18 protein-coding genes are annotated in these 22748 nt (G+C 40.5%); 10 read left to right on the forward strand and 8 right to left on the reverse strand.

Annotation, left to right across the window (positions count from 1 at the left end):
- Positions 1–242: 242 nt before the first annotated feature.
- From PVK79_RS07205 to eat, 3 genes are read left to right on the forward strand one after another with little or no spacing between them, the layout of a single operon-like run.
- Positions 243–1649 carry an ethanolamine ammonia-lyase subunit EutB gene (locus PVK79_RS07205; protein ID WP_257326760.1) on the forward strand — a complete coding sequence of 469 codons (1407 nt, stop codon included), beginning with the start codon at positions 243–245 and terminating at the stop codon, positions 1647–1649.
- Complete coding sequence (gene eutC / locus PVK79_RS07210) at positions 1646–2515, forward strand: ethanolamine ammonia-lyase subunit EutC (protein WP_182718244.1); 870 nt, start codon at positions 1646–1648, stop codon at positions 2513–2515. Before PVK79_RS07205 ends, eutC begins: the two co-directional genes overlap by 4 nt.
- Before the next feature lie 51 nt (positions 2516–2566).
- Complete coding sequence (gene eat / locus PVK79_RS07215; protein ID WP_218939782.1) at positions 2567–3964, forward strand: ethanolamine permease; 1398 nt, start codon at positions 2567–2569, stop codon at positions 3962–3964.
- 52 nt (positions 3965–4016) lie between these two features.
- Here eat and PVK79_RS07220 read toward each other — a convergent pair whose 3' ends face one another.
- Entirely contained in the window at positions 4017–5522 is a 1506-nt protein-coding gene (locus PVK79_RS07220) for a phospholipase effector Tle1 domain-containing protein (protein ID WP_257326761.1), read from the reverse strand.
- Between the two features lie 427 nt (positions 5523–5949).
- Here PVK79_RS07220 and PVK79_RS07225 point away from each other — a divergent pair, with 427 nt between their 5' ends.
- Together PVK79_RS07225 and PVK79_RS07230 are read left to right on the forward strand one after the other, a co-directional pair.
- Positions 5950–6570, forward strand: coding sequence for a substrate-binding periplasmic protein (locus tag PVK79_RS07225; RefSeq protein ID WP_274804071.1), 621 nt, complete (start codon positions 5950–5952; stop codon positions 6568–6570).
- 166 nt (positions 6571–6736) lie between these two features.
- On the forward strand, positions 6737–7711 hold the full coding sequence (locus tag PVK79_RS07230; protein WP_257326765.1) for a transposase: 975 nt from the start codon (positions 6737–6739) through the stop codon (positions 7709–7711).
- A gap of 424 nt (positions 7712–8135) precedes the next feature.
- Here the strand turns inward: PVK79_RS07230 and PVK79_RS07235 are convergent, their stop codons facing one another.
- Positions 8136–9440 carry an NAD(P)/FAD-dependent oxidoreductase gene (locus PVK79_RS07235; RefSeq protein WP_182735298.1) on the reverse strand — a complete coding sequence of 435 codons (1305 nt, stop codon included), beginning with the start codon at positions 9438–9440 and terminating at the stop codon, positions 8136–8138.
- Positions 9441–9707: 267 nt separating this feature from the next.
- Between PVK79_RS07235 and PVK79_RS07240 the strand changes: the two genes are divergently transcribed.
- The 3 genes from PVK79_RS07240 (at position 9708) to PVK79_RS07250 (ending at position 12498) form a co-directional block, all read left to right on the forward strand.
- On the forward strand, positions 9708–11657 hold the full coding sequence (locus PVK79_RS07240; RefSeq protein ID WP_257326766.1) for a RecQ family ATP-dependent DNA helicase: 1950 nt from the start codon (positions 9708–9710) through the stop codon (positions 11655–11657).
- Positions 11658–11702: 45 nt separating this feature from the next.
- Positions 11703–12029 carry a YkgJ family cysteine cluster protein gene (locus PVK79_RS07245; RefSeq protein WP_257326768.1) on the forward strand — a complete coding sequence of 109 codons (327 nt, stop codon included), beginning with the start codon at positions 11703–11705 and terminating at the stop codon, positions 12027–12029.
- 88 nt (positions 12030–12117) lie between these two features.
- A complete protein-coding gene (locus PVK79_RS07250) occupies positions 12118–12498 on the forward strand; it encodes a VanZ family protein (protein ID WP_182732393.1) in 381 nt (126 codons plus the stop codon).
- Positions 12499–13090: 592 nt separating this feature from the next.
- On the opposite strand, the gene PVK79_RS07255 is transcribed toward PVK79_RS07250, so the two are convergent.
- Genes PVK79_RS07255 through PVK79_RS07265 form a run of 3 tightly spaced genes read right to left on the reverse strand, consistent with a single transcriptional unit; the run spans position 13091 to position 16578 of the window.
- Positions 13091–14455, reverse strand: coding sequence for a TrkH family potassium uptake protein (locus tag PVK79_RS07255; RefSeq protein ID WP_182735296.1), 1365 nt, complete (start codon positions 14453–14455; stop codon positions 13091–13093).
- Between the two features lie 2 nt (positions 14456–14457).
- On the reverse strand, positions 14458–15111 hold the full coding sequence (locus tag PVK79_RS07260) for a potassium channel family protein (RefSeq protein ID WP_257326769.1): 654 nt from the start codon (positions 15109–15111) through the stop codon (positions 14458–14460).
- Positions 15112–15123: 12 nt separating this feature from the next.
- Positions 15124–16578: a TrkH family potassium uptake protein gene (locus PVK79_RS07265; RefSeq protein WP_257326770.1), complete on the reverse strand. Its 1455-nt coding sequence runs from the start codon at positions 16576–16578 to the stop codon at positions 15124–15126.
- A 205-nt stretch (positions 16579–16783) separates the two neighbouring features.
- Between PVK79_RS07265 and PVK79_RS07270 the strand changes: the two genes are divergently transcribed.
- Positions 16784–18109, forward strand: coding sequence for a DUF4118 domain-containing protein (locus PVK79_RS07270; RefSeq protein WP_145239773.1), 1326 nt, complete (start codon positions 16784–16786; stop codon positions 18107–18109).
- Positions 18102–18770 carry a response regulator gene (locus tag PVK79_RS07275; protein WP_257326771.1) on the forward strand — a complete coding sequence of 223 codons (669 nt, stop codon included), beginning with the start codon at positions 18102–18104 and terminating at the stop codon, positions 18768–18770. The genes PVK79_RS07270 and PVK79_RS07275 overlap by 8 nt, the downstream gene beginning before the upstream one ends.
- Positions 18771–18786: 16 nt before the next feature.
- Here PVK79_RS07275 and PVK79_RS07280 read toward each other — a convergent pair whose 3' ends face one another.
- The 3 genes from PVK79_RS07280 to PVK79_RS07290 all read right to left on the reverse strand — a co-directional run bounded on the left by PVK79_RS07280 (position 18787) and on the right by PVK79_RS07290 (position 22382).
- Complete coding sequence (locus PVK79_RS07280) at positions 18787–20409, reverse strand: methyl-accepting chemotaxis protein (RefSeq protein WP_257326773.1); 1623 nt, start codon at positions 20407–20409, stop codon at positions 18787–18789.
- Positions 20410–20686: 277 nt separating this feature from the next.
- A complete protein-coding gene (locus PVK79_RS07285; protein ID WP_145239764.1) occupies positions 20687–21304 on the reverse strand; it encodes a glutathione S-transferase family protein in 618 nt (205 codons plus the stop codon).
- A 46-nt stretch (positions 21305–21350) separates the two neighbouring features.
- A complete protein-coding gene (locus tag PVK79_RS07290; protein WP_145239761.1) occupies positions 21351–22382 on the reverse strand; it encodes an NADP-dependent oxidoreductase in 1032 nt (343 codons plus the stop codon).
- Between the last annotated feature and the right edge of the window lie 366 nt (positions 22383–22748).

A 22748-nucleotide genomic window follows, 5' to 3' on the forward strand; every position in this document is an offset into this window, starting at 1 on the left:
TGCGTATTACACCCCAGGCTAATTATTACAAGCAAACAGTAGTTGTCCGATTTTTAATTTTAACTATTTGATTTTTATTGTTTAAATAACATTTGCCAAAACTTGATAGTTGCTTGGTACGCTATAAGCTACCTTAAAAGAATCGTTGCACTGTTTATTGTTTTTTTATTGCTTTTTATTGTAGTGAAAGCAATAGCTGTGCCTATCCTTTTTAACACACATTTTGTCAGCAAGGTAAGTTTATGAGTCAATCGTATCGATACACGTTAGGAAGTAAAACCTACCAATTTAACAATCTCGCACAGTTAATGGCTAAAGCGACCCCGCAGCGCTCTGGTGATAGCTTAGCAGGTGTTATTGCCAGTTCTGCCGAAGAGCGAGCCGTGGCACAAATGACGCTGGCAGAAGTCCCTTTAAAAACATTCTTGAACGACGCCTTGATCCCTTATGAAGACGATGAAATTACTCGGCTAATAATAGATGAACATGACACTAACGCATTTGCAGCAATCGCACATTTAACGGTAGGTGATTTTCGTAATTGGCTGCTGAGTGATCACGCAACAAGCCATGTTTTAGCGACAATCAGAGCGGGTATTACCCCCGAAATGGCTGCTGCGGTTAGTAAAATAATGCGTAATCAAGATCTGATCTTAGTTGCCAAAAAGTGCCATGTCACGACTGCATTTAGAAATACCATTGGCTTACCTGGCCACTTATCAACACGCTTACAGCCTAATCATCCAACAGATAATGTAAATGGCATTGCCGCGAGTATTTTAGATGGGCTGCTGTATGGCAGTGGCGATGCCGTAATTGGTATTAACCCCGCGACTGATAATGTTGCACAAGCGATTAAATTAATGCGGTTAATGGATGATGTGATTGAAAAATACCAGATCCCGACTCAAAGCTGCGTTCTCACGCATGTAACTAACACTATTGAATGTATTGAGGCCGGTGCGCCGGTTGACTTAGTGTTTCAGTCTATAGGGGGGACTGAGGCGACTAACTCAAGTTTTGGTTTTAATTTAAATACACTTGCTGAGGCGCAAGATGCAGCACAAAGTTTAAAACGCGGAACAGTAGGCAATAATGTGATGTATTTTGAAACGGGGCAGGGCAGCTCGCTATCAGCAAATGCCCACCATGGGCTTGATCAACAAACGTGTGAAACCCGTGCTTATGCCGTAGCGCGAAAATTCAAACCGTTACTGGTCAATACCGTAGTGGGTTTTATTGGCCCGGAATATCTATTTGATGGCAAAGAAATTACTCGAGCAGGGCTTGAAGACCATTTTTGTGCCAAATTACTGGGTGTGCCTATGGGCTGTGATGTGTGCTACACCAACCATGCTGAGGCAGATCAAAATGATATGGACAACTTACTGACCTTACTCGGTGTAGCAGGGTGTTCGTTTGTAATGGGGATCCCCGGATCTGACGATATTATGCTTAACTATCAAACCACCTCATTTCATGATGCTCTGTATGCAAGGCGGGTATTAGGTTTGCGTCCAGCACCTGAATTCGAACTTTGGCTGGCAAAAATGAACATTATGACAGATACCCAGCAGCATATTTTGTCTGACACGTTACCGTCACAATTTGCGCGTTCTTTGAAAGCTTTAAGTGGTGGACAGCCATGAAAAACTCATCTCCCAAAACGGCACAGCAAATACAGCAACAACATCAAGATAATGGCAAAGTGGTGCATAACCCATGGCGGCAACTACGCAGCTTTACCGATGCACGCATTGGTTTAGGGCGCGCTGGGATCAGTCTTCCGACGGCTGAAATGTTGGCGTTTCAACTCTCCCATGCGCAAGCACGAGATGCGGTTAATTTTCCATTGGATTTAGCTGCGTTAAGTGAACAGCTAGAGGATTTTTGCGCGTCACCACTGCATTTACATAGCCAAGCCGTGGATCGCAATCATTATTTACAACGCCCTGATCTAGGTCGAAAACTGGATCAAGCATCGCGCGATCAGCTAAGCAACTATATGAGGAAAGCGGCTATAGCCACTGAGTTACACCATGATATCGCAATCGTTATTGTTGATGGTTTATCGTCTTTAGCAGTACAAAAAAATGCCCATCCTTTTCTTGTTCAGTTACTGACGATACTGCGTGAACAACCAGAGCCATGGCGTTTGGCACCGATCAGCTTAGTTGAGCAAGGTAGAGTGGCGATAGGCGACGACATAGGTGAGCTCCTTAATGCCAAGGTGGTGCTGGTATTAATTGGTGAACGGCCAGGGCTAAGTTCTCCAGATAGTTTAGGGCTGTATTTAACTTGGCAGCCAAAAACAGGGCTGAATGATGCTTGTCGTAATTGTATCTCTAATATTCGTCCTGCGGGGCTGTCATATCAGGATGCAGCACAACGGACTTTATATCTTTTACAAGAAGCGAAACGTTTAAACCTGTCAGGGGTGGGGTTAAAAGATCGCAGTCAAGACGATGTGATAGAGCATCAAACGCAAACAACAAACTTTTTACTATCAGAATAATCAACAACGAAAACATAATGTAATTACAACAATAAATAGCAGGAGAAGATAATGTCAGATAATAAAGAGTACCTTGCAAAAAGACAGTTAAAACGAGGCTCCGCGGGATGGATTTTATTGGCGGGATTAGGAGTGTCGTATGTTATTTCTGGGGATTTTGCAGGTTGGAACTTTGGTATTGCAGAAGCTGGTTGGGGAGGCTTTGCTGTCGCCACAGTATTAATGGCGGTAATGTATTTAACTTTGGTTTTGTCATTAGCAGAAATGTCGGCGGCTATTCCGGCATCGGGTGGTGGCTATAGTTTTGCGCGTCAGGCAATGGGCCCTGCTGGTGGTTATTTGACCGGCTTGGCCGTGTTAATCGAGTATGCATTAGCACCCGCTGCGATTGTTATTTTTATTGGCTCGGCGGTCGAAGCGCTACTGGGTTTTAATGGTCCTTGGGTGTATGCGTTGTTCTATATTGTGTTTATCAGTATTCATTTAGCGGGAGTGGGTGAAGCGTTAAAAGTGATGATGGTGATAAGTGGCTTAGCGGTTTTTGCCATTATAGCCACTGCGATCGCATTATTTACACATTTTGATGTGTCGCGATTGTTTGATATTGCCATCACCGATGCTGCAGGAGCCTCCGAGTTTTTGCCCTTTGGTTGGTATGGCGTGTGGGCTGCATTGCCGTTTGCAATGTGGTTATTTTTAGCCGTTGAAGGCGTACCATTAGCGGCAGAAGAAGCCAAAGATCCAGCTAAAGACGTGCCAAAAGGAATTATAGGTGCAATGTTGTTTTTATTGTTTACTGCTCTGTTAGTCGTAGTATTGATCCCTGGTGCCGGTGGTGCCAGCGCAATGGGGTCTAGTGCCGTGCCGTTAGTTGATGCGCTAAACGTAACAGGGAATGCAAGCTTAGCAACACTCGTTAATATATTAGGTTTAGCGGGTTTAGTGGCGTCGTTTTTCTCGATTATCTATGGGTATAGTCGGTTAGTGTTTGCGCTCTCTAGAGCGGGCTACTTTCCAAAAAGTTTGTCGGTTACAACTTCACGAAAAGTGCCGGCACGTGCCTTAATTGTGCCGGGTATTTTTGGCTTCTTAGCATCATTAAGTGGTGAAGGTGATTTAATGCTGGCGATGGCCGTGGTAGGCGCTACGGTTTCGTATGCATTGATGGCATTGAGCCATATTTTACTGCGTATTAAACAGCCTGAACTCGCACGACCTTATAAAACGCCAGGTGGCATGATAACCTCAGCAATTGCGCTGGTCTTATCTTTGGTGGCTTTAACTGGGGTGTACGCGTTTGATCCTCGTGCATTCTTGTTTACTGTGGTGCTATTTGTGATCGGAGCGATTTATTACTTTGCATACAGTAGTAAGCACTTAGTCGCACACAGTGCCGATGAAGAGTTTGCTATGTTGGCTGAAGCTGAAGCCGCTTTAAGTGCAAAATAGCGATAGTTTAATGTTATTAATAGGCCGTTTGCACGGCCTATTAATAATGCAATTAACCAAGGCGAGTCACGTTTATTTTTATACGCCCTGCATTAGCGCCATAAAAACGCACCAAATCATTTGCAAAAGGCGTAAATTCTCCTGAGTGAGTCATTTTAAATTCACCCCCATCGGCAATCTCAAAAGCATCATTATCGCTATGGGCAATAGCACCAATTAAGGCAAACCAGTTTGCATGTGGTAAACGACGAAAGGGTTCGAGCAATGCCATGGGGATCTCTTTTACACCCAACTGTAGGTTATCTCGGTGCCAACCTTGTGGTCCACATTTTACGCCATCGTCATACCAAAATTGTTCTGGGGAAGGGCTAAAGCGATAAGTAGCCCCTTGTTCAAGCATTAGTCCTGTTGCATTGTATTGCTCAGCGGCATAAACCAACACATCTTGGCTTTGGCCAATTTGTAACACCGACATGTTTTGATTTTTTAAAGCAATATGGGCAGACAAGCCGTTAAAACTAAGCGTAGTTTGATCTGCATACAGCAGTTGATAACTAAGGTTTTTTAAAGACTCTGGACGATAACTGGTTAATTGATTGATACGTGTAGCAACACTGTGGTGGATAATGGGTAACAGCTTACTTTGTTCGTCATCAACCAGCACGGTACATTCACGATCAATCAGTTTAAATAAAGGATTAAACCAAAAATAATTCTGTTGATGGCTTAACGCGAGAGGATCTGGGGTGATGGTCATATCATCTTGGGCGATAAAACTGTTTTGATCAGCAGGAAATAACGATGAATAATCGATTGCTTGACTAGTTAAAAAAGATAAAGCCACAGGCAGTTCAAGTAACCACTCCATTGCAAAGCGTAAGCAAATATCCGCCAGCCCATCTCGATAATAGCCACCACCGATATCGGAATGCGCGCCTGCAAACCATATTTCATGTACATTGTTTTGATGATTTATAAGGGTAGGTTCAAAAGCTCGACGCTTTTCATCCAGTGCCACACAATGCAGAGCCTGATTTATGTTGGTCGCTAAAGTATGGTTTTCAAAAATAACATGCTCAGCGCCTCGGGTGGCCTTGGTGACTTTGGATAAACCAATGGATGCCACAGTATCAAATACGCATAAATAAACGTTATTATCTATGAGCGGCTCTAAGCATTTTGCAAAACGTCGTGCTAACGCAGCGCCGCGACTAAAGCCAGTGAGTAACAGTATATCGCCAGTTTTGTAGTAGCGTTTAAAATCATTTATAGCATGATTTAAAATACTGGCAACATCGTCATCGCGTGGTGCGAAAGATTGATTGAGGAATCGCTTTAAACGACTTCCTTGAGTTCCAATACCTTGGTAATAGAAGCTAAGTTGATTAGTAAAAGGAGTAACGGGTTCGTTATTTAACTGGCCACCCATTAATAAATGAAGTTTGAGAATATTCGAAATGCTTGCATCTTCCTTAAAATGCGCAGAGCTGAACTGCTCAGCATCACGTGGCTCACTACCTGTGCCATCAAAGTTGAAAATCAGCGTTTTCGCGGTCATAGCATCATTCCTTTATGTGGTTTTTTATAACTTACAGGTAAATTATTTAAATTTGAAGACAATCCACTCAAATATGCAATAAGGATTTTTGTTATTTATTTTAGGTAATACTTTTTTATAGATTGAAAATAATATAGTCAAATGTAGTCTAAGCTTAAACAGTTGAAGCTCTGGTTTAGTAACAAAGTTCAAGTTGCCATTAAGCCTTAGGTTAAATAGTTAAGTTACGCAGATTTGCCTAGAGCAAATGTATTATTGTGTATCTTTAGGTAGGCATGATAAAAGGTATCGTGTTGCTATGACTAAATTTTTTATTATTTTGCTGTTATGCATACAAAGTACTGCTGCGCTTTCTAATTCAATAACACAGCCTTTAGTAGGATCTCATAATGAATGGCCTCCCTACATATTTGCTGATGGAACGGGTATGACTACTGAGCTTGTACGTGCTGCATTTTTTAGCCAGAATATTGCATTCGATATTAAAATAGCGCCATTTAGTCGTGCAATGCGAATGTTAGAAAATAATGAAATAGATTTGATCCCTGCATTATGGTGGACAGAAAATCGTGCTAAAACAATTTTATTTAGCCAGCCCTACTTTACTAATGAACTTAGCATAATTAGTAATACTAAGTCGCAGCTTGATTATCAAGGCCCTCACAGCCTAGAAAGCTTAACAATCAGTACAATTAGAGGTTACGGATATCATGAGTATTTACAGTCTATTGATAGGCTTACAATCGTTCCTTTACTTAATGTCCATAGTTGTCTTGAGCATGTAAAAAAGCATCGCGCTGATATTGCTCTGGTTGATAAATACGCAGCATGGTTCGCAATGAAAAAAAATGGTTACTCAACAGAGCTAACAATTTGGCAACCAGCTTTAATTAAGCACCCTCTTCATATTGGAATCAGTAAAGAGCACCCCAATGCTGAATATATAATAACCTCCTTTAACAAAGGGCTAGAGCAAATAAAGCGCTCAGGTGAATATGATGAAATATTAGCCCGTTACGAACATCTAGCCTCAGCACAGCCAGAGTAACTAATAAAAAAAAATAAAGACACCCACTTAAATAAATAAAGACACCCACCTAATAAATGGCGATTGTAATAATTCAAACTTAAATGACACCCATAATAATGACTATATTTGCAGTATTACCATGAGGAACTAGTATTTTATAAGGAACGTGATATCTGAGGTATTTATGGCTACTGCAAGAAATCGACAAATCAGTTTAACGGACACTCGTTACTATCATTGTATATCACGATGTGTAAAACGTGCCTATTTGTGTGGTGTGGATGAATATACGGGTCAATGTTATGAACACCGCAGAAAATGGGTTGAAGATAAGCTAATGAGTTTGGCATCTCTCTTTTTTATAGATGTGTGCGCTTATGCAGTAATGAGTAATCATACTCATATTGTAGTGTACGTAGATAGTAAAAAAGCGGAAAGAGTAAATGATAGAGCAGTTGCAATTCGCTGGCATAAAGCCTTTAAAGGTTCTGAATTAACACGACGTTTTGCTAAAGGTGAAAAGCTAGCGTCTTTTGAGATGAAAATAGTTACAGATAATATTGCGCAATATCGTTCAAGGTTAATGGATATTAGCTGGTTCATGCGCTCTTTAAATGAATATATAGCGCGAAAAGCAAATAAAGAAGATGACTGTAAAGGGCGATTTTGGGAGGGACGGTTCAAATCCCAAGCCTTACTTGATGAAGCCGCATTATTAGCATGTATGGCGTATGTTGATTTAAACCCAGTTCGTGCAGGTATTGCTGACAAACCAGAAAATTCAGATTTTACGAGTGTCAAAAAGCGTATTATTTCGATCGCAGCAGGTAAACAGCCCAAATCATTACAACGTTTTTCAGGAATGGCAACACAGCATATGGTGAAAGGTTTACCTTTTGAGCTAACTTCCTACCTTTCTCTTGTTGATGCGACTGGGCGCTGTATTCGTCCTGATAAAATAGGTTATATAGCCGCCGATCTAACCCCTTTGCTTGAAAGGTTGCAAATAACCCCCGAAAACTGGTTGAAAGTTACCAGCAAATTTACCACCGTTTTTCACGGTGCTGTTGGAAGACCTGAGTCGTTAAATATGTTTTGTGAACATCAACACTTTAAGCGACGAACGAATCTAACGAATTGCGAAAAATTACTAGCGTGATAACGTAGCCAATAATACATAACTTGTTAATTCAGGTTTTTTTGACGCCTAAAAATGCAAACGCCTGATATTTATCTGCCATTTGTATAAAAGTCCTTTTTGAAAATAACTACGGTTTTTAATTGCTTCGTTTATTGCCCTAACCTGGATGTTTGTAATTTCATTTTTATTTAGAATGGGTGTCATTGCAATTTTTATCATTGCAATTTTTTGATGGGTGTCTTTTTTATTTACCTTCAATCCATTGTTTTAAAATGTAAGTTTGCATTTTTTTTAGATATATATGGATGGGTGTCAATTTTAATTTCATTGTTTTTAGATATATATAGATGGGTGTCATTATAATTTCTAGATGGGTGTCATTTTTTATTTTATTTCTAGGTGTGTAAGTGAAGCGGCGGCTCCACTTACTCTTGTTAGTTGCTTAATGTAATTTCATCTTTGGTCTAACGACCCGGAGCACTTTTTCGCTGATCCATAATGCAAAGGTTTTGGCGCTGCCGTGGATAGCGCGTTGATGCATGCGATAGAGCGAAATATACATAAAGCGGGCTATCTTGCCTTCAATAAAAAAGCTATTACTAGTGAGGTTGCCCATTAAGCTCCCCACGGTACTGTAGCGTGACAAATTGACGAGCGAACCATGATCGCTGTATTCAAAGCTAGTTAACGGCTGTTGGCGTAGTGTCGCAATTAGGTTTTTTTCAACACATTGTGCCATTTGATGGGCTGATTGCGCACGAGGCGGTACTAATTTGCCATCTTTTTGTGTAAACGCGCAACAGTCACCTAATACAAAAATGGTGTCATCGCTATTACTTTGCAAATAGTCGTTCACCATGATTTGGTTATTACGAGTTAGTTCAAAAATCCCGAGATCTTTTATAAAATCGGGGGCTTTTACACCCGCTGCCCATACCATAATGTCGGCATCGATCTGTTCATCATCTTTAGTGATGAATCCTTGATTTGTTGCCTGCTTTACTTGGGTGTTTTCTCGAACGTTAACACCAAGCTTTAGTAGCTCTCTTTTCGCTGAGTTTGCTATACGCTCTGGTAGGGCGGGTAAAATACGCGGGCCTGCTTCGATTAAATGAATGTGTAAGCGCTTTGCCGACATATTTGTCAAACCATAAAGTTTTAATAAGTCAGAAACATGATACAGCTCAGCTGAGAGTTCAACGCCTGTTGCGCCACCGCCAACAATGGCAATATTTAATGCATGCTGTGGGTTGTCGTCTTGATGTAGCCGAGTAAAGTTATCGAGTAGCGCGTGCTGAAAGCGTTCCGCTTGTTGGTTTGAATCAAGATAAAAACAATGTTCTTTAATACCGGGTGTATTGAAGTCGTTACTGACGCTGCCGATGGCAATCACCAAGTAGTCATAATGAACGGTGCGTTGTGGTAAAATTTGATGGCCAAGTTCGTCATTAAAGGCACTGAGTGTGATGGTTTTATTAGCGTTATCAAGGTTGCAAAAAGTGCCAAGTTGAAAGTTATAATGATGTTTTGCTGCGTGTGCTGAGTAAACTACCCCATCTAAATCGGCATCTATAGAGCCCGTTGCTACTTCGTGCAGTAAAGGTTTCCAAATATGGGTGCGATTTTTATCAATTAATAGAATGTCGGCGTGTTTTTTCTTCCCTAGTTTATGCCCTAATTGCGTTGCGAGCTCAAGGCCGCCGGCACCGCCACCGATGATCACGATTTTAGGATGTGTGGTTATCATTTCATTGCCCTCAAAAGAATTATACCTAAATGCTCTTATGATGATGAAACGTATAGAACACTTAGGTATTGAGCAGAACAAAAATGTTCAAAATACCTTTTCAAGCAACGCATTTATAATGCGCCTTTTCCCACGATTTGTCAGTAAAATTTAATAGGAACAAATAGATAAGCCAAGAAAATAAAGCAAAAAAAAGTTACCATGGCAAACATTGCATTTTCAAACTATGATTTCCTTTATTAGGGAATATGAATAAAGGGAAATATTATGAGCGGATCGATACTTTCTTCACTTGAGCAACACTTTGGGTTTAGTCAATTTCGCCAAGGTCAGCAGCAAACCATAGAGCAACTGCTAAATAACCAATCATCATTGGCAATTTTCCCCACTGGATCTGGTAAGTCATTGTGTTATCAGTTAACCGCACTACATTTACCTAATCTAACGCTGGTTGTTTCGCCATTACTTGCGCTGATGAAAGACCAAATTGGTTTTTTAAATAACAAAGGAATTTATGCCGCAAGCCTTGATTCGAGTCAAACCGCTGAGCAAAGCCACACTGTAATGAGCGATGTGCGTGCCGGTAAAGTGAAAATTTTAATGGTGTCGGTAGAACGTTTTAAAAACGAGCGATTTCGCGAATTTATTAATCAAGTGGCTATTTCAATGCTGGTGGTTGACGAAGCTCACTGTATTTCCGAATGGGGCCATAATTTTAGGCCTGATTATTTAAAACTGCCGCGCTATCGTGATGAGCTCAATATTCCTTTGGTATTATTATTAACGGCCACCGCCACTAAAAAAGTAAAGCGTGATATGAGTGAGCGTTTTGCAATAGCGCCAGAATGCATTGTACAAACTGGGTTTTATCGGGCTAATTTAGACTTATCGATACTCAGCGTGAAAAGCGCTGATAAAGCAAGTACATTGGCTAATATTGTGCGCGAGCAAACGGGCCCAGGGATTGTTTATGTGACCTTACAACATAGTGCAGAGCAAGTCGCTGAAGCGCTTAGCCGCCAAGGCTTACACGCTGTGGCTTATCATGCTGGGCTTGAAGATACCCTGCGTTATGGTATCCAAGATGATTTTATGGCGGGTAAAATTAATGTCGTAGTGGCCACGATTGCGTTTGGTATGGGGGTTGATAAATCAGATATCCGTTTTGTTATTCATTATGATTTACCAAAGTCGATTGAAAACTACAGCCAAGAAATTGGTCGTGCAGGGAGAGACGGACAACCATCGCAGTGTTTTACATTGGCTAATTTAGATGGCTTAAACACGGTTGAAAACTTTGTTTATGGCGATACCCCAGAGCTTAGCGGTATTGAGCATGTGATCAACGATATTCGCCAACACCAAATCGATCACTCAAAAGAAAGTCAACAGTGGGAAATGCAAGAATACAGCCTTTCAAGTGATAGTAATATTCGCCAATTAGCGCTTAAAACCTTGTTAGTACAATTGGAAATGCAAGGTGCAATAACACCACTTTATGCTTATTACGCCGACTTTAAATATAAGTTTTTGGTTGATAAAGCCGCTTTACTTGGTCACTTTGATGCTGATAGACAAGCATTTTTACAGTTAATATTTAACCATACCCAGTTTAAAAAAATCTGGGGCACACTAAATTTTGACACGCTTACCCAAGCCGCTCAGGTGGATCGCAAACGCGTTGTTGCAGCGCTTGATTATTTAGCAGAGAAGAATTTAATAGCACTTGAAACAAAGCGAATCACCCAAGTCTATCAAGTACATAATGAGGTAATTAATAACCCTGAGCTGGCTAAGCAATTACACAGCTATTTTGTTGATAAAGAGCAAGCTGAAATTAAGCGTATTGCGGCACTTATTCGCTTTTTCGAGCTTAAAACATGTTTGAGCTATAACCTTGCTCGTTATTTTGACGACCATCAAGCGCCACAGCAATGCGGCCATTGCTCAGTATGTAGAGGCCAAGCTGTAACACTTGAATATTCACTCGCTCATAGCTTTGCTAACGATGCTGTAATTTATCAAAAGGTTGATGAGTTACTTAGTCACCTCGCCAGTAAAGGTATACATAATATAGGTATTGAAACCCAATGCCGCTTTTTAGCGGGAATGAGCGTGCCGTTATTTGCGCGTAACAAAGTGCGTCAACTCAGTGGTTTTGGTTTGTGTGAGCAGCAGCGTTACAGCGAAATAAAAGCGAAACTACTGGCGCGTTAAATTCACTCAGGTATGCTAGGGGCTTATTCTTAAAAGTAAGCCTTTATGCCCCAGATTGTTCACTCCGATGAAACCGTCATTGCAGTAAAAAATATTACATCAGCCCCTGAGCCTGTTACTTGTGCTAATTGCCAAGCATGTTGTTGTCAGTTAGAAGTGCGTATTGTGACCGACACTGGCGTGCCGTTTCATTATATTGAATATGATAAATGGGGCAGCGAAGTGATGAAACGCGCCGATGATGGTTGGTGCCAAGCACTCGACCGCAATACCTTAATGTGTTCAATCTACGAAAACCGCCCGTTAGTATGCCGCGAATTTGAAATGGCATCGGACGAGTGCATCACCGAGCGTGACCTTGCAGGGATCTGATGGTTGCTTTAGCAGTAGATTACTAAGTGATTGAATCATAATCGCTATTCGGCTATGGTTGGTAACTCAACAATAGCATTAAACAATCATGCATAAATTAATCACTATTGTGTCAGTTACTTTTCTTAGCTTTATTATATGGGTCATATACCAAGCTAATACGGGGCAACATAGTATTTTCTTTGAGCTTGTTAGAAGTATCCCTTATGGCGATAAAGTAGGGCACTTTTGTTTATTTGGTTTGCTTACTCTAGGTGCTAATTTTGCGTTTAAGCTAAAATCATATTCAGTATTGTCATGCAATTTGTATATTGGTTCGAGCGTCGTGTTTCTATTCGTTTTATTGGAAGAGCTAAGCCAATACTTCATACCTAGTAGAACCTTAGACATCGCTGATCTACTTGCTGATGCTTTAGGTATCCTCACTTTTAGTTTGATAACCAAGCTGATAAATAAAGGTTCGCGATGACGAGTTTTGTTAGCTTACATTAGTTGATTACTGCAAATGAACAGCTTTTTCTCCTGCATAGCAAGCGCTGGTTTGAAGGTTTTTTTGTCGTTAGTTTATTAATGTATCGATAGTTAAATTTTATTCAATTCAGAACCATTAACCAACCTCATATTCGTTATGCAAGCTCTTAAACCATCATGGTTAATTTTTGGCTGTATTCCATAAATTAATAATGGGTGTCTTTGTTATTTTCCAATCAATTTTTAGTTTACACATTACGAAATTAAGATGGGTGTCTGTGTTATTATCTTTATGCAAGCTCTTAAACCATTATGGTTAATTTTTGGCTGTATTCCATAAATTAACAATGGGTGTCTTTGTTATTTTCTTGTTATTTTCCAATCAATTTTTAGTCTACCTATTACGAAATTAAGATGGGTGTCTGCGTTATTAGTTACGAAATTAAGATGGGTGTCTGCGTTATTATCTGTGTTTTTAACCTATGAAAATCGTCTGTTAGTATGTGGCGAATTTTAAATGGCATCAAGCTAGTACGTCACTGAGCGAGTATTAGCTGGGATTTAGTTTGAGATTCTCCCAGCTCTGCTATTTAGCCAATCGATAATTGTGCGCTTGGATATCTTAGTTTCCTACTGCGAGGACTCGCTAAAAAGTAGGCAATGGTTAAGGGGCCAATCCTTCCCATAAACATTAAAAACATAATGATAAATTCGCCCAGCGGAGAAAGAGAAGCAGTTAAACCCCGAGACAATCCTACAGTGCCAAGTGCGGACACAGCCTCAAAGGCGACATCTAAAAAAGGCGCATCTTCAACAATCAGTAACGTAAAAATAGCCAGCCATGTTATACCCGCTGAAACAAGGGTTAAAGCCAGTGCTTTATAAACAGATTCTTTGTCGATTTCTCGGCGTAACACAGTAACGCCTTTATCGCGGCGTAAGTAGCTGTAAGTTGCTAAAATCAACACCACAAAAGTCACTACTTTTATACCACTTGCGGTACTGAGTGAGCCTCCACCAATAAACATTAACATCATTGTTAATGCGGTACTGGCATTTCTCAGCTCTTCTATAGCAATGGTATTAAATCCAGCCGTACGCGGTGTTACGGCTTGAAACCAAGCAGCTAGCCATTTACCGACTTCTGACAAGGGTTGCAGTGTTTTTGGATTGTCATATTCAATAACGTAAATCAGTACCAGCGCTACAATATTGATGATAACCGTGCTGATCAGCATTAACTTACTATAGGTGCTAAGGGCTGCCCAACGTTTTGATTTATACACATCCATGAGTACTGTAAAACCTAGGCCACCGATAATAAACAAACCAGTAATGGTAAGATTGATCACGGGATCGTCAACATACTGCATTAGGCTGTTGGGGCTAAGCGCAAATCCCGCATTATTAAATGCACTAATGGTATAAAACAACGCATGGAAAAAACTGGTTTGTAAGCCCAGCTCAGGGAGCCAGTACAGCGTTAAAATAACAACACCGAGTGACTCTACAATGATGGCAAAAAGCAGCACTGATTTTGCCGTACTCAAAAGTGTTGATGTATCTGTTTGATTAAAAGCGGCTTTAGTCACTGTTTTTTGAATAAAGCCAACTTTGTTACCCAGTGCCAGCAAGGTTACCACTGCAAATGTCATCAAACCCAAGCCACCAAGTTGAATTAATAGCGCGATCACCCCTTGGCCAAAAGGGGTAAATGTGGAGCCTGTGTCTACCACAACTAATCCGGTGACGGTTACCGCCGATGTTGCAGTAAAGGCACTTTGTATCCACGAAATAGGTTCATTGGTGGCAAAAGGCAGCTTTAATGCTAAAGCCCCTAGTGCGATTAATATCAAAAAGCTGCAGCACAAAATAAGCGGCGGTGCAGCATTGATTTTTTTATTGCCGCTAGGGCTGCGTTCGATAGCAGTTTTTAGTGGATGCCATAAAACCATGGTTATAACAGCCTTGGCGCAAGATAGTTTAATTGTACACGGTTACCAGATAACAGCAGCGTGTCGTATTCGAGCAATTCAAAGTCATTCGTTAATTTTACAAATGTTTGTTTGCCTCGTTTAACCAGTAGCGGGTCAATTGACGCTTTGATTTCTTTTAGTAAATGGCCTAATTGTGTTTGATGTAAATGCGCTTTGATACTCACTTCTACCACGTATAAACCATTACCTAAGGAAATATAATCATTCACTATTGGGTAGTTTAGCGCTTGTGCAACGCGCACTCCCATTTCTTCTTCTGGGTGAATAATACGCGAGACACCCAACTTTGATATAATCGTATGATGCGCTTTGGTGCTGGCTTTAACCCATATTTGTTTAACCGCTAAATTTTTTAGTGCTAAGGTACATAATATGCTGGACTGCATATCTTCACCAATTGCGACTAAGACCGCTTCACTACTTGCTAAATCGAGCTCCTTTAACGCCGCTTCATCTGTTGAATCGCATACCACTGTCTCTGATAAGTGCTCAACATACTTTTCGGCGAGTTTTGGGTTGCTATCAACGCCAGTCACTGTGTGCCCTAAATGAATCAACTCAAGACTTGCTGCAATGCCAAAGCGACCTAAACCAATAACTGTAAAATGTGCCATAGTATTCCTTCGTTATTTTTTCCAAAAGCTATGAGTAAAAAGTGCAAAAACAGTAAAATATTCTAACCGACCCACGATCATAGCGACCGAGAGTATCCAAATACCGGTGTCTGAAACTGGTTGAAAGTTAGCGCCAACTTCACCAAATCCAGGGCCAAGTACATTGACGCATGCAGCTACTGCAGTAAATGCGCTCCAAAAATCCAGATCCGTTGCCATAAGCAACATTGTAAACAGTAAGCTTGAACCAACAGCAAAGGTCATAAATGCCATAATTGCATGGCGTACATCTTCTTTAACGGGCGAGCCTTGATATTTAAGTGTAAATATCGCTCTTGGGTGAAGCAGCTGTTTAATATTGTTATTAATCATTTTGCCAACAATAATGTTACGAATTATTTTATTTCCGCCAGCCGTTGACCCTGCACAACCACCAAGATAGCCGGCAATAACCAGTAAAAACCCAGCCTCAGCTGGCCAGTCAGTAAAGCCTGCTGCGCCATAACCGGTGCTGGTAATAAAAGAAATAATATGAAATGTAGAGAAACTAAATGCTTCAAGTACATTTGAGTAGCTGTCTTTAAGCAGTAGCATGGTGGTTAAAAGAACCGATAAAAGCACCACTATATAAATAAAATAACGCGTCTCTTCATCATGATAATAACTAGTAATGGCTCTTTTGTGCGCTACTTTGAAGTGCAAGGCAAAGTTAATCGCTCCTGCAAGCATAAATACATTCGCTATCCACAGCAGTAAGTGGCTGTGGTAATACCACATACTGGCATCATGGGTTGAAAAGCCCCCAGTTGAAACCGTGGTAAAGGCATGTGCAATCGCATCGTAAAAACTCATTCCGCCAGCATAATAGGCTAAAGTACAAAGTACGGTGATTGCTAAATAAACGCCCCATAAATAATGAGCGGTACTGGCAACGCGAGGAGTCAATTTTTCGTCTTTAATGGGGCCTGGTGTTTCTGCTTTTAATAACTTCATACCACCAATATTCAACATAGGTAAAATAGCCACTACAAAAATTACAATGCCTAAACCGCCCATCCATTGTAAGAATTGTCGATACAATAAAAAGCTAGCAGGCATGTTATCGAGCCCTGATAACACCGTTGCGCCAGTGGTGGTTAAGGCGCTGATTGACTCAAATACCGCGTCGCTAAAGTTAACGCCAGTGACGACTAGAATAGGAATGGCGCCTAACACACCGGCTATAATCCACGTTACTGTGGCGTAAATAAGTGCATCTCTGAATGTTGCGGCGGTTAGATCAGTTTTACGTAAATTGATAAGTAGCACTAAAGCGACAGAGATCATCGTTGCGCCAGGAATAAGAAATGCGCTAATAACTCGGTCTTTAAAAATAAATAATGAAAGCGCTGCAAAGACCAGTTGTACCACTCCCATCCAAATAATAGGAAAGGCGAGTAGTCTTAAGGTGATTTTCCAATTTATCATCAATACGCCTTATCAAATACCTATAGCAGGTAACACGCAATCACTAAAGTTGAGTTGAATATACGGGATCAAATAGTAAAGTCAGCGCTGCACTGCAAAGCTTTATAAAGATTTTATAAATGAGATAAAAAACTTTATAAAAACTTTATAGAGGCAATATTGAAAAGGCAGTAACCTATGTAGTTAATTGTCAGAGGAATCGTTAATGAATCAAGTGCAGGGCAAACCAAGCAAATATAAAGCATTTTTTTTGGCGGTGATAATGCCGATCATTGTGGTTATGGCGATTTATCCGTTACGAGATTGGTTTTCGACCACCGACATCGTGATGCTACAGCTGTTATGGGTCGCCTGGGTTGCAGTTCGCAGTAACCGACGCGTTGCAGCCATTACCACCTTGGTCAGTGTAGCGTGTACCGATTGGTTTTTTGTTACCCCGTATTTTACTTTTCATATTGAAAATATTGAGTATCTAGTTACTTTTATCGTGATGCTCATTGTGGGATTGATGATCAGCCAGTTAGCGGGCGAATTAAACACTAAGGTGCGAGATGTACAATTACACGCGAGTAATAGTCGAACACTGTATGAGCTGGCTAAAGGATTAAATAGTTTAGACACACTGGATGAGCAAAAGCAGTACTTTCAGCAGCTTATTAGCGAGCATTTGGCCATTACTTGCCAATTTCAACAAATGCGTCAGCAAGTGGCAGGCGAATTTATGCTATTAAGTGATAAAGAGCGAAGTATGGGGGGGTTTGCTTTTGCAACGTTACTGTCTGAAGGACAAAAGAGCTTCGTAAATACCGCAATTTCATTGTTATATCAGGTACATGAGAAAACATTACTGAGGCAGCAGTCGGCGGCAATTTCAGTTCAAGCTGAACTCGAGCGTGCTAAAAATGCATTATTACGCAGTTTATCTCATGACTTGCGCACGCCACTGGCAACTATTATGGGCGCCTCAAGCATGTTGGCCGATGATGAGATCACACTCAGTGAAGCGATAATAAAAGAGCAGGCCGGTAATATTTATGAGCAAAGTAAAATTCTTAATCAGCATTTTGACAAGGTGATGGAGCTTAGCCGAGTAAATAAAATGGGCGAAAACCTGTGCTGGCAAACAATTAACTTGCAAGCTTTGCTAAGCGAAGCAAAAGCACGTAGGCAGCAGCAATTAGCGCATTTTGTGGTAACAACAAATATTGATGCCAATTCGAGCTGCCAAGGCGATGTGACACTGTTAGAAATAGCACTGGCAAATATGCTCGAAAATGCATGGCGTTATGGTGATGGTGAGGTGGTTGTTGAATTTACCCAAAGCCGTTACGAGTCAGCGGTGAGTTATCAATTACTATTGAGCAATAAATTAATTAGCAAGCCACAAGCAAGTGCTGATGAAGGTGTAGGGCTTGGCAGTGTAATTTGTGATGTGGTTGCTAAGTTTCATCAAGGCACATTTTCACTGACGATAGATAACGATACAGAAATGGCCTTGGCAAAATTAATCTGGATAAAAAATAATGACTAAAATCTTAATACTTGAAGATTCTCCGCCGTTGCAAAGCTTTTTAAAAACCTTACTGCAAGCCAGTGGCTATGAGCTGAGTATTTGTAATAAAGGGCTGGATGGTTTTGCACTTTTAAGTGAGCAAAGTTATGACCTTGTATTATTAGATTTAGGGCTTTTGGATATGGATGGTCAAGACTGGCTAGTGGAGTTTAGGCAATGGAGCCAGTTACCGGTATTAGTACTCTCAGCCCGTGATGGTGAAGTGGAAAAAGTCACGGCGCTTGATAATGGGGCCAATGACTTCCTGACTAAACCTTTTAGCGCCAATGAACTATTAGCGCGTATTCGGGTGTTACTGCGTACTAATAATCAAGTCAGTTTTGCGTTGCAATGTGGCGACATTTGTATCGACCCAAATAAGCATATTGTACGTGTTGGTGACAATGAGGTTAAGCTGACTAAAAAGGAATATGCAATCTTACTGTTATTATTTCAAAATAAAGATAAGGTATTGACTCATAATGCAATATTAAGCCATATATGGGGAGAGCAATATATAAACCGCCCTGAATATGTGCGTGTGCATGTAGCGCAGCTAAGGCAAAAATTAGAGGCAAATCCCGCAAGCCCAAAGTATTTACTTACTGAGCCTGCGGTAGGATATAGATTAGTAGATTAAAGTATTAAAGCGCTCTTTAGTTCACTTTGAAATAGCTAATGTACTGCTTCAGTGTTTTTGATAACTCAGCCAATGCGACTGCTTCTTGTGCATTGTTTTTTAAGGATAAACTGGTTTCCTTGGACATGCTAGCGATTTCCTCTACACCAGAACTAATTTCTGACACTGTGGCAACTTGCACTGATGTTGAGTCGACAATTTCAAGTACTTTTTCCAAGGAATCATTGGCTTGTTGTTGTATCTCTTGCAGTAGTTGATTGGCTTCATCCATCAATAATAAACCACTTTCTACTTGTGGTACTGTGGTTTCCATCGCAGTGACAGATGCTTGGGTATTATCTTGGATCTGTAAAATCATTTTCTCAATATCACCGGTCGCATCACCTGTACGTTGGGCGAGTTGCCTAACTTCATCAGCTACAACGGCAAAACCACGTCCAGATTCGCCTGCACGAGCGGCTTCAATAGCTGCATTTAGCGCTAGCAAGTTAGTTTGATCTGAAATACTACGTATCACACTTAATATATCACCAATGTTTTTAACATGATTTTGTAGTATGTTTACTTGTTTGACTGTTGCTTTCACTGTGGTTGATATGCCGCCAATTTCGGTTGCTACTTTTTGCACCGATTGACTACCTTGTTGTGATAATTGTGCAGTAATTTTTGAATTATCTTCAGTTTGTTTTACTGCGCTGGCAACTGAGTGAATGCTATGGCTCATATTGGCTAAATTGGTGACGGCAGAGTTAGTTAGCGTAACTTGATTATCTGCAGCATAAAGTGCTTGTTGTGAGCCTGAGGCGACACTTGCTGAATGAGATGAAAGCTCTTGTGAAGAATCAATAATGCTATTGACGATAGCTTTCAATTCTTTTTGCATTACTTGAACTGATGCCATCATACTATTAGGGCAGCAGGAATTTATTTCAGTGGTTAAATCACCTTTAGCGATACGTGCAATTACTTCTGCCGCTTCTTGTGGTTCACCGCCTACTGCATTTTTAATTTTTGAACTAATAATATAGGCAATTACGGCGCCAATAATAACAGCCAGTGCAGTTAATGAAATCATCCATAGCTCAAATGAGCTGGTTATCTCACGTGTTTTATCCGTTAAATTATGATTTGTTTGCTCTTGCAGATTGATGAATTGATTAATGCTGTCCAACCATTCTACAAATGAGGGACGCGCATCGGTTAATAATAGCATAGTTGCGTGCTTTATATTATTAGCACGTTTAGCGGCGATAATATTTTCCACTAAGGGGAGGGTATGCTCTTCTATTTTATCAATTTTTTTCATTAGGGAGCGCTCGTGATCAGTCATTTGATCAACCAAGCTCGCCATTTTTTCATGCGATATTTGGTAATTGTTATTGAGCTCATTTATTAAGCTAATCGTATCGCTTAAATCACTAGCATTTGTTAATATCACCACATCCCGTATTGCTATTGCCCTATCATGTACTGCGCCCCTAAAATCAATAGCATAACGCTGCTTAACAGAATTTATATCGTTAATTTCAGTTATATTATTGTCAATTTGATTTACTTGAGATGTGCCAATAATGGTTAATGTGAGCATCATTAATAAGATCACTCCAAAACCAGTGGCGAGGCGCATATTTATGGTCATATGTTTTCCAGTATTATTTGGTGCGATTTTATATTGGCTGATTATAACTCAACGTAATTCGTTAAGTGGAATGACTTATAAAACGAATTTACTTTTTTAATAATCAGTTATGTATAAATAATGTTAATGCTTAGCAATTAATGTGCAGTAGTCAAATTAATGAGCAACTGCACTTTTTGAATTATAATGCTTTAAAAAATCTATCTCGATAGACCGAATCGGAATGGGTGCATCGCTTGGCTGTAAAACCACCTTAAACAGCCAAAACAAAACTAATTTAGTCGTACTTTGCTTCTAACTCATTAGCGGAATGAAATTTCTCGTGAGTTTGTAATTGCTCATCGTATTTAACGAGATTTTTAAAATGTGCTAGTTGGCCTGCATTTTTAACAATTTCAACAATAAATGACATCATAAAATCAGCACCGGTTAGAGAGTCACCTACTAAGTAACGCTTCCCTTCTAAGCGGTCATTAAAGTAACTAATAACTTTTGCGGTTTCTGCATCGGCATAGCCTTCTAAAAATTGCGTTTTAGCGCCATCTTTTTGCACAAACATTTTTAATAATAGCGGTAAAATTGCTGAGCTTTCAGCGAAGTGCAGCCATTGCTGGTAGTCAATATAGTCTTTACTATCACTGCTTGGCGCAAACTTACCGTTACCGTATTTACTGATCAAATAGTCTGTGATCGCACCTGATTCAGCAATTATTTGGCCATTGTCCTCAATCACTGGTGATTTGCCCAGTGGATGAATCGCTTTAAGCTCATCAGGAGCTAAAAAGGTTTCACGGTTGCGTTGATAAGCCACAATTTCGTAGTCAACGTCTAGCTCTTCGAGTAACCAAATAATACGTTTAGAGCGTGATTTATTTAAATGATGTAACTTGATCATAGTGTTCCTTGTAAGCGCAGTAATAACTGCGCTTGAAAAATAAAGTTTATAGTGGCTGGTTAACTTGTATTACAGTTTTGCCAAAGTTTTTGCCATCCAGCATATCGTTAAAAGCAGACACTGTATTATCAAGCCCGGTTATTAAATGTTCACGGTATTGAATTTTCCCTTCGCTGAGCCATTTTTGCATATCTGTGGCGAACTCATCATAACGATGACCATAATCATCAAAAATAATAAAGCCTTGCATACGAATGCGCTTAGAGAGAATTTGCCCCATCAGAGCCCCCATACGATCGGGTCCTTGTGGTAACTCAGTCGCATTATATTGCGACACTAAGCCGCATAATGGTACGCGAGCAGCGGTGTTTAATAGTGGTAATACGGCGTCAAAGACTTTTCCGCCCACATTTTCATAATAAACATCAATCCCCGTATCACATGCCTCAGCTAACTGCTTGGCAAAGTCATCGCTATGGTGATCAATACAGGCATCAAAACCAAGCTTTTCGACTGCGTATTGGCATTTTTCACTGCCGCCTGCCACACCGACTACTTTACAACCTTTGAGTTTAGCAATTTGCCCAACAGTTGCACCTACTGGGCCTGTTGCAGCAGCTACGACCACTGTTTCACCTTCTTTCGGTGCGCCAATATCCAGCAGCCCCATATAAGCAGTAAAGCCAGGCATACCCATAATACCTAATGCATACGATGGATTATTTGGCTCTTTGCCTAATGGCATTAATCCTTCGCCATTTGAAATCGCATATTCCTGCCAGCCTGTATAGGCTAGTACCCAATCGCCTTTTGCAAACTTGTCGTTATTTGATTGCTCAATTTGACATACGGTTGCGCCAACCATGACATCGCCAATTTCTACCGGATCAGCATATGATTTCGCATCACTCATGCGGCCACGCATGTAAGGGTCAAGTGATAAATAAATGGTACGTAGTAATACTTCGCCTTGTTGTAATTCAGGCATTTGTACGCTTTTAATAGCAAAATTATCAAGTGTTGGCGCACCATGAGGACGAGATTTAAGCGTAAGCTGTTTATTGGTAATAGATTGCATAATTGTTTTCCGTATCCAGTTAAAAAGAGCTGCGTATAAGTACTGTAAATCTAAATGCTTAGTTGTCTGCAGCGAGTTAAATGCTTAACGTATGAACTTAGGGCTAAGGTGAGCAAATTCAATGCTGCGTATGGATTAGTTTATCGCTGTGCAGAGAATCATTTTTGCAGCAGTGCAATAGTGGTGATTTGCTCTGCCATTTAAGAACAAGTTATGTGTTCTTTCTGTTCCAAAGTTGGAATGGTTTCTTACAAGGCTGGAATGCAGAGCTATATGTAGCAAGGGCTACAGAGGTGATGCTAGCGTTCCCCATTTGGGTTTTTCTGATAGGGTTTTGAATCAGCGTGTTGAACTACAAATAACTTG

It is taken from the genome of Pseudoalteromonas rhizosphaerae, from assembly GCF_028885455.1.
Classification (GTDB): domain Bacteria; phylum Pseudomonadota; class Gammaproteobacteria; order Enterobacterales; family Alteromonadaceae; genus Pseudoalteromonas; species Pseudoalteromonas rhizosphaerae.

Coding starts and splice junctions, on each gene's coding strand:
- PVK79_RS07260 (WP_257326769.1), bottom strand. CDS start 15,111: ATGGCACATTTTACAGTTATTGGTTTAGGTCGCTTTGGCATTGCAGCA.
- PVK79_RS07230 (WP_257326765.1), top strand. CDS start 6,737: ATGGCTACTGCAAGAAATCGACAAATCAGTTTAACGGACACTCGTTAC.
- PVK79_RS07290 (WP_145239761.1), bottom strand. CDS start 22,382: ATGCAATCTATTACCAATAAACAGCTTACGCTTAAATCTCGTCCTCAT.
- PVK79_RS07285 (WP_145239764.1), bottom strand. CDS start 21,304: ATGATCAAGTTACATCATTTAAATAAATCACGCTCTAAACGTATTATT.
- PVK79_RS07255 (WP_182735296.1), bottom strand. CDS start 14,455: ATGGTTTTATGGCATCCACTAAAAACTGCTATCGAACGCAGCCCTAGC.
- PVK79_RS07240 (WP_257326766.1), top strand. CDS start 9,708: ATGAGCGGATCGATACTTTCTTCACTTGAGCAACACTTTGGGTTTAGT.
- PVK79_RS07250 (WP_182732393.1), top strand. CDS start 12,118: ATGCATAAATTAATCACTATTGTGTCAGTTACTTTTCTTAGCTTTATT.
- PVK79_RS07205 (WP_257326760.1), top strand. CDS start 243: ATGAGTCAATCGTATCGATACACGTTAGGAAGTAAAACCTACCAATTT.
- PVK79_RS07235 (WP_182735298.1), bottom strand. CDS start 9,440: ATGATAACCACACATCCTAAAATCGTGATCATCGGTGGCGGTGCCGGC.
- PVK79_RS07220 (WP_257326761.1), bottom strand. CDS start 5,522: ATGACCGCGAAAACGCTGATTTTCAACTTTGATGGCACAGGTAGTGAG.
- PVK79_RS07280 (WP_257326773.1), bottom strand. CDS start 20,409: ATGACCATAAATATGCGCCTCGCCACTGGTTTTGGAGTGATCTTATTA.
- PVK79_RS07245 (WP_257326768.1), top strand. CDS start 11,703: ATGCCCCAGATTGTTCACTCCGATGAAACCGTCATTGCAGTAAAAAAT.
- eat (WP_218939782.1), top strand. CDS start 2,567: ATGTCAGATAATAAAGAGTACCTTGCAAAAAGACAGTTAAAACGAGGC.
- PVK79_RS07265 (WP_257326770.1), bottom strand. CDS start 16,578: ATGATAAATTGGAAAATCACCTTAAGACTACTCGCCTTTCCTATTATT.
- PVK79_RS07270 (WP_145239773.1), top strand. CDS start 16,784: ATGAATCAAGTGCAGGGCAAACCAAGCAAATATAAAGCATTTTTTTTG.
- PVK79_RS07275 (WP_257326771.1), top strand. CDS start 18,102: ATGACTAAAATCTTAATACTTGAAGATTCTCCGCCGTTGCAAAGCTTT.
- PVK79_RS07225 (WP_274804071.1), top strand. CDS start 5,950: ATGACTACTGAGCTTGTACGTGCTGCATTTTTTAGCCAGAATATTGCA.
- eutC (WP_182718244.1), top strand. CDS start 1,646: ATGAAAAACTCATCTCCCAAAACGGCACAGCAAATACAGCAACAACAT.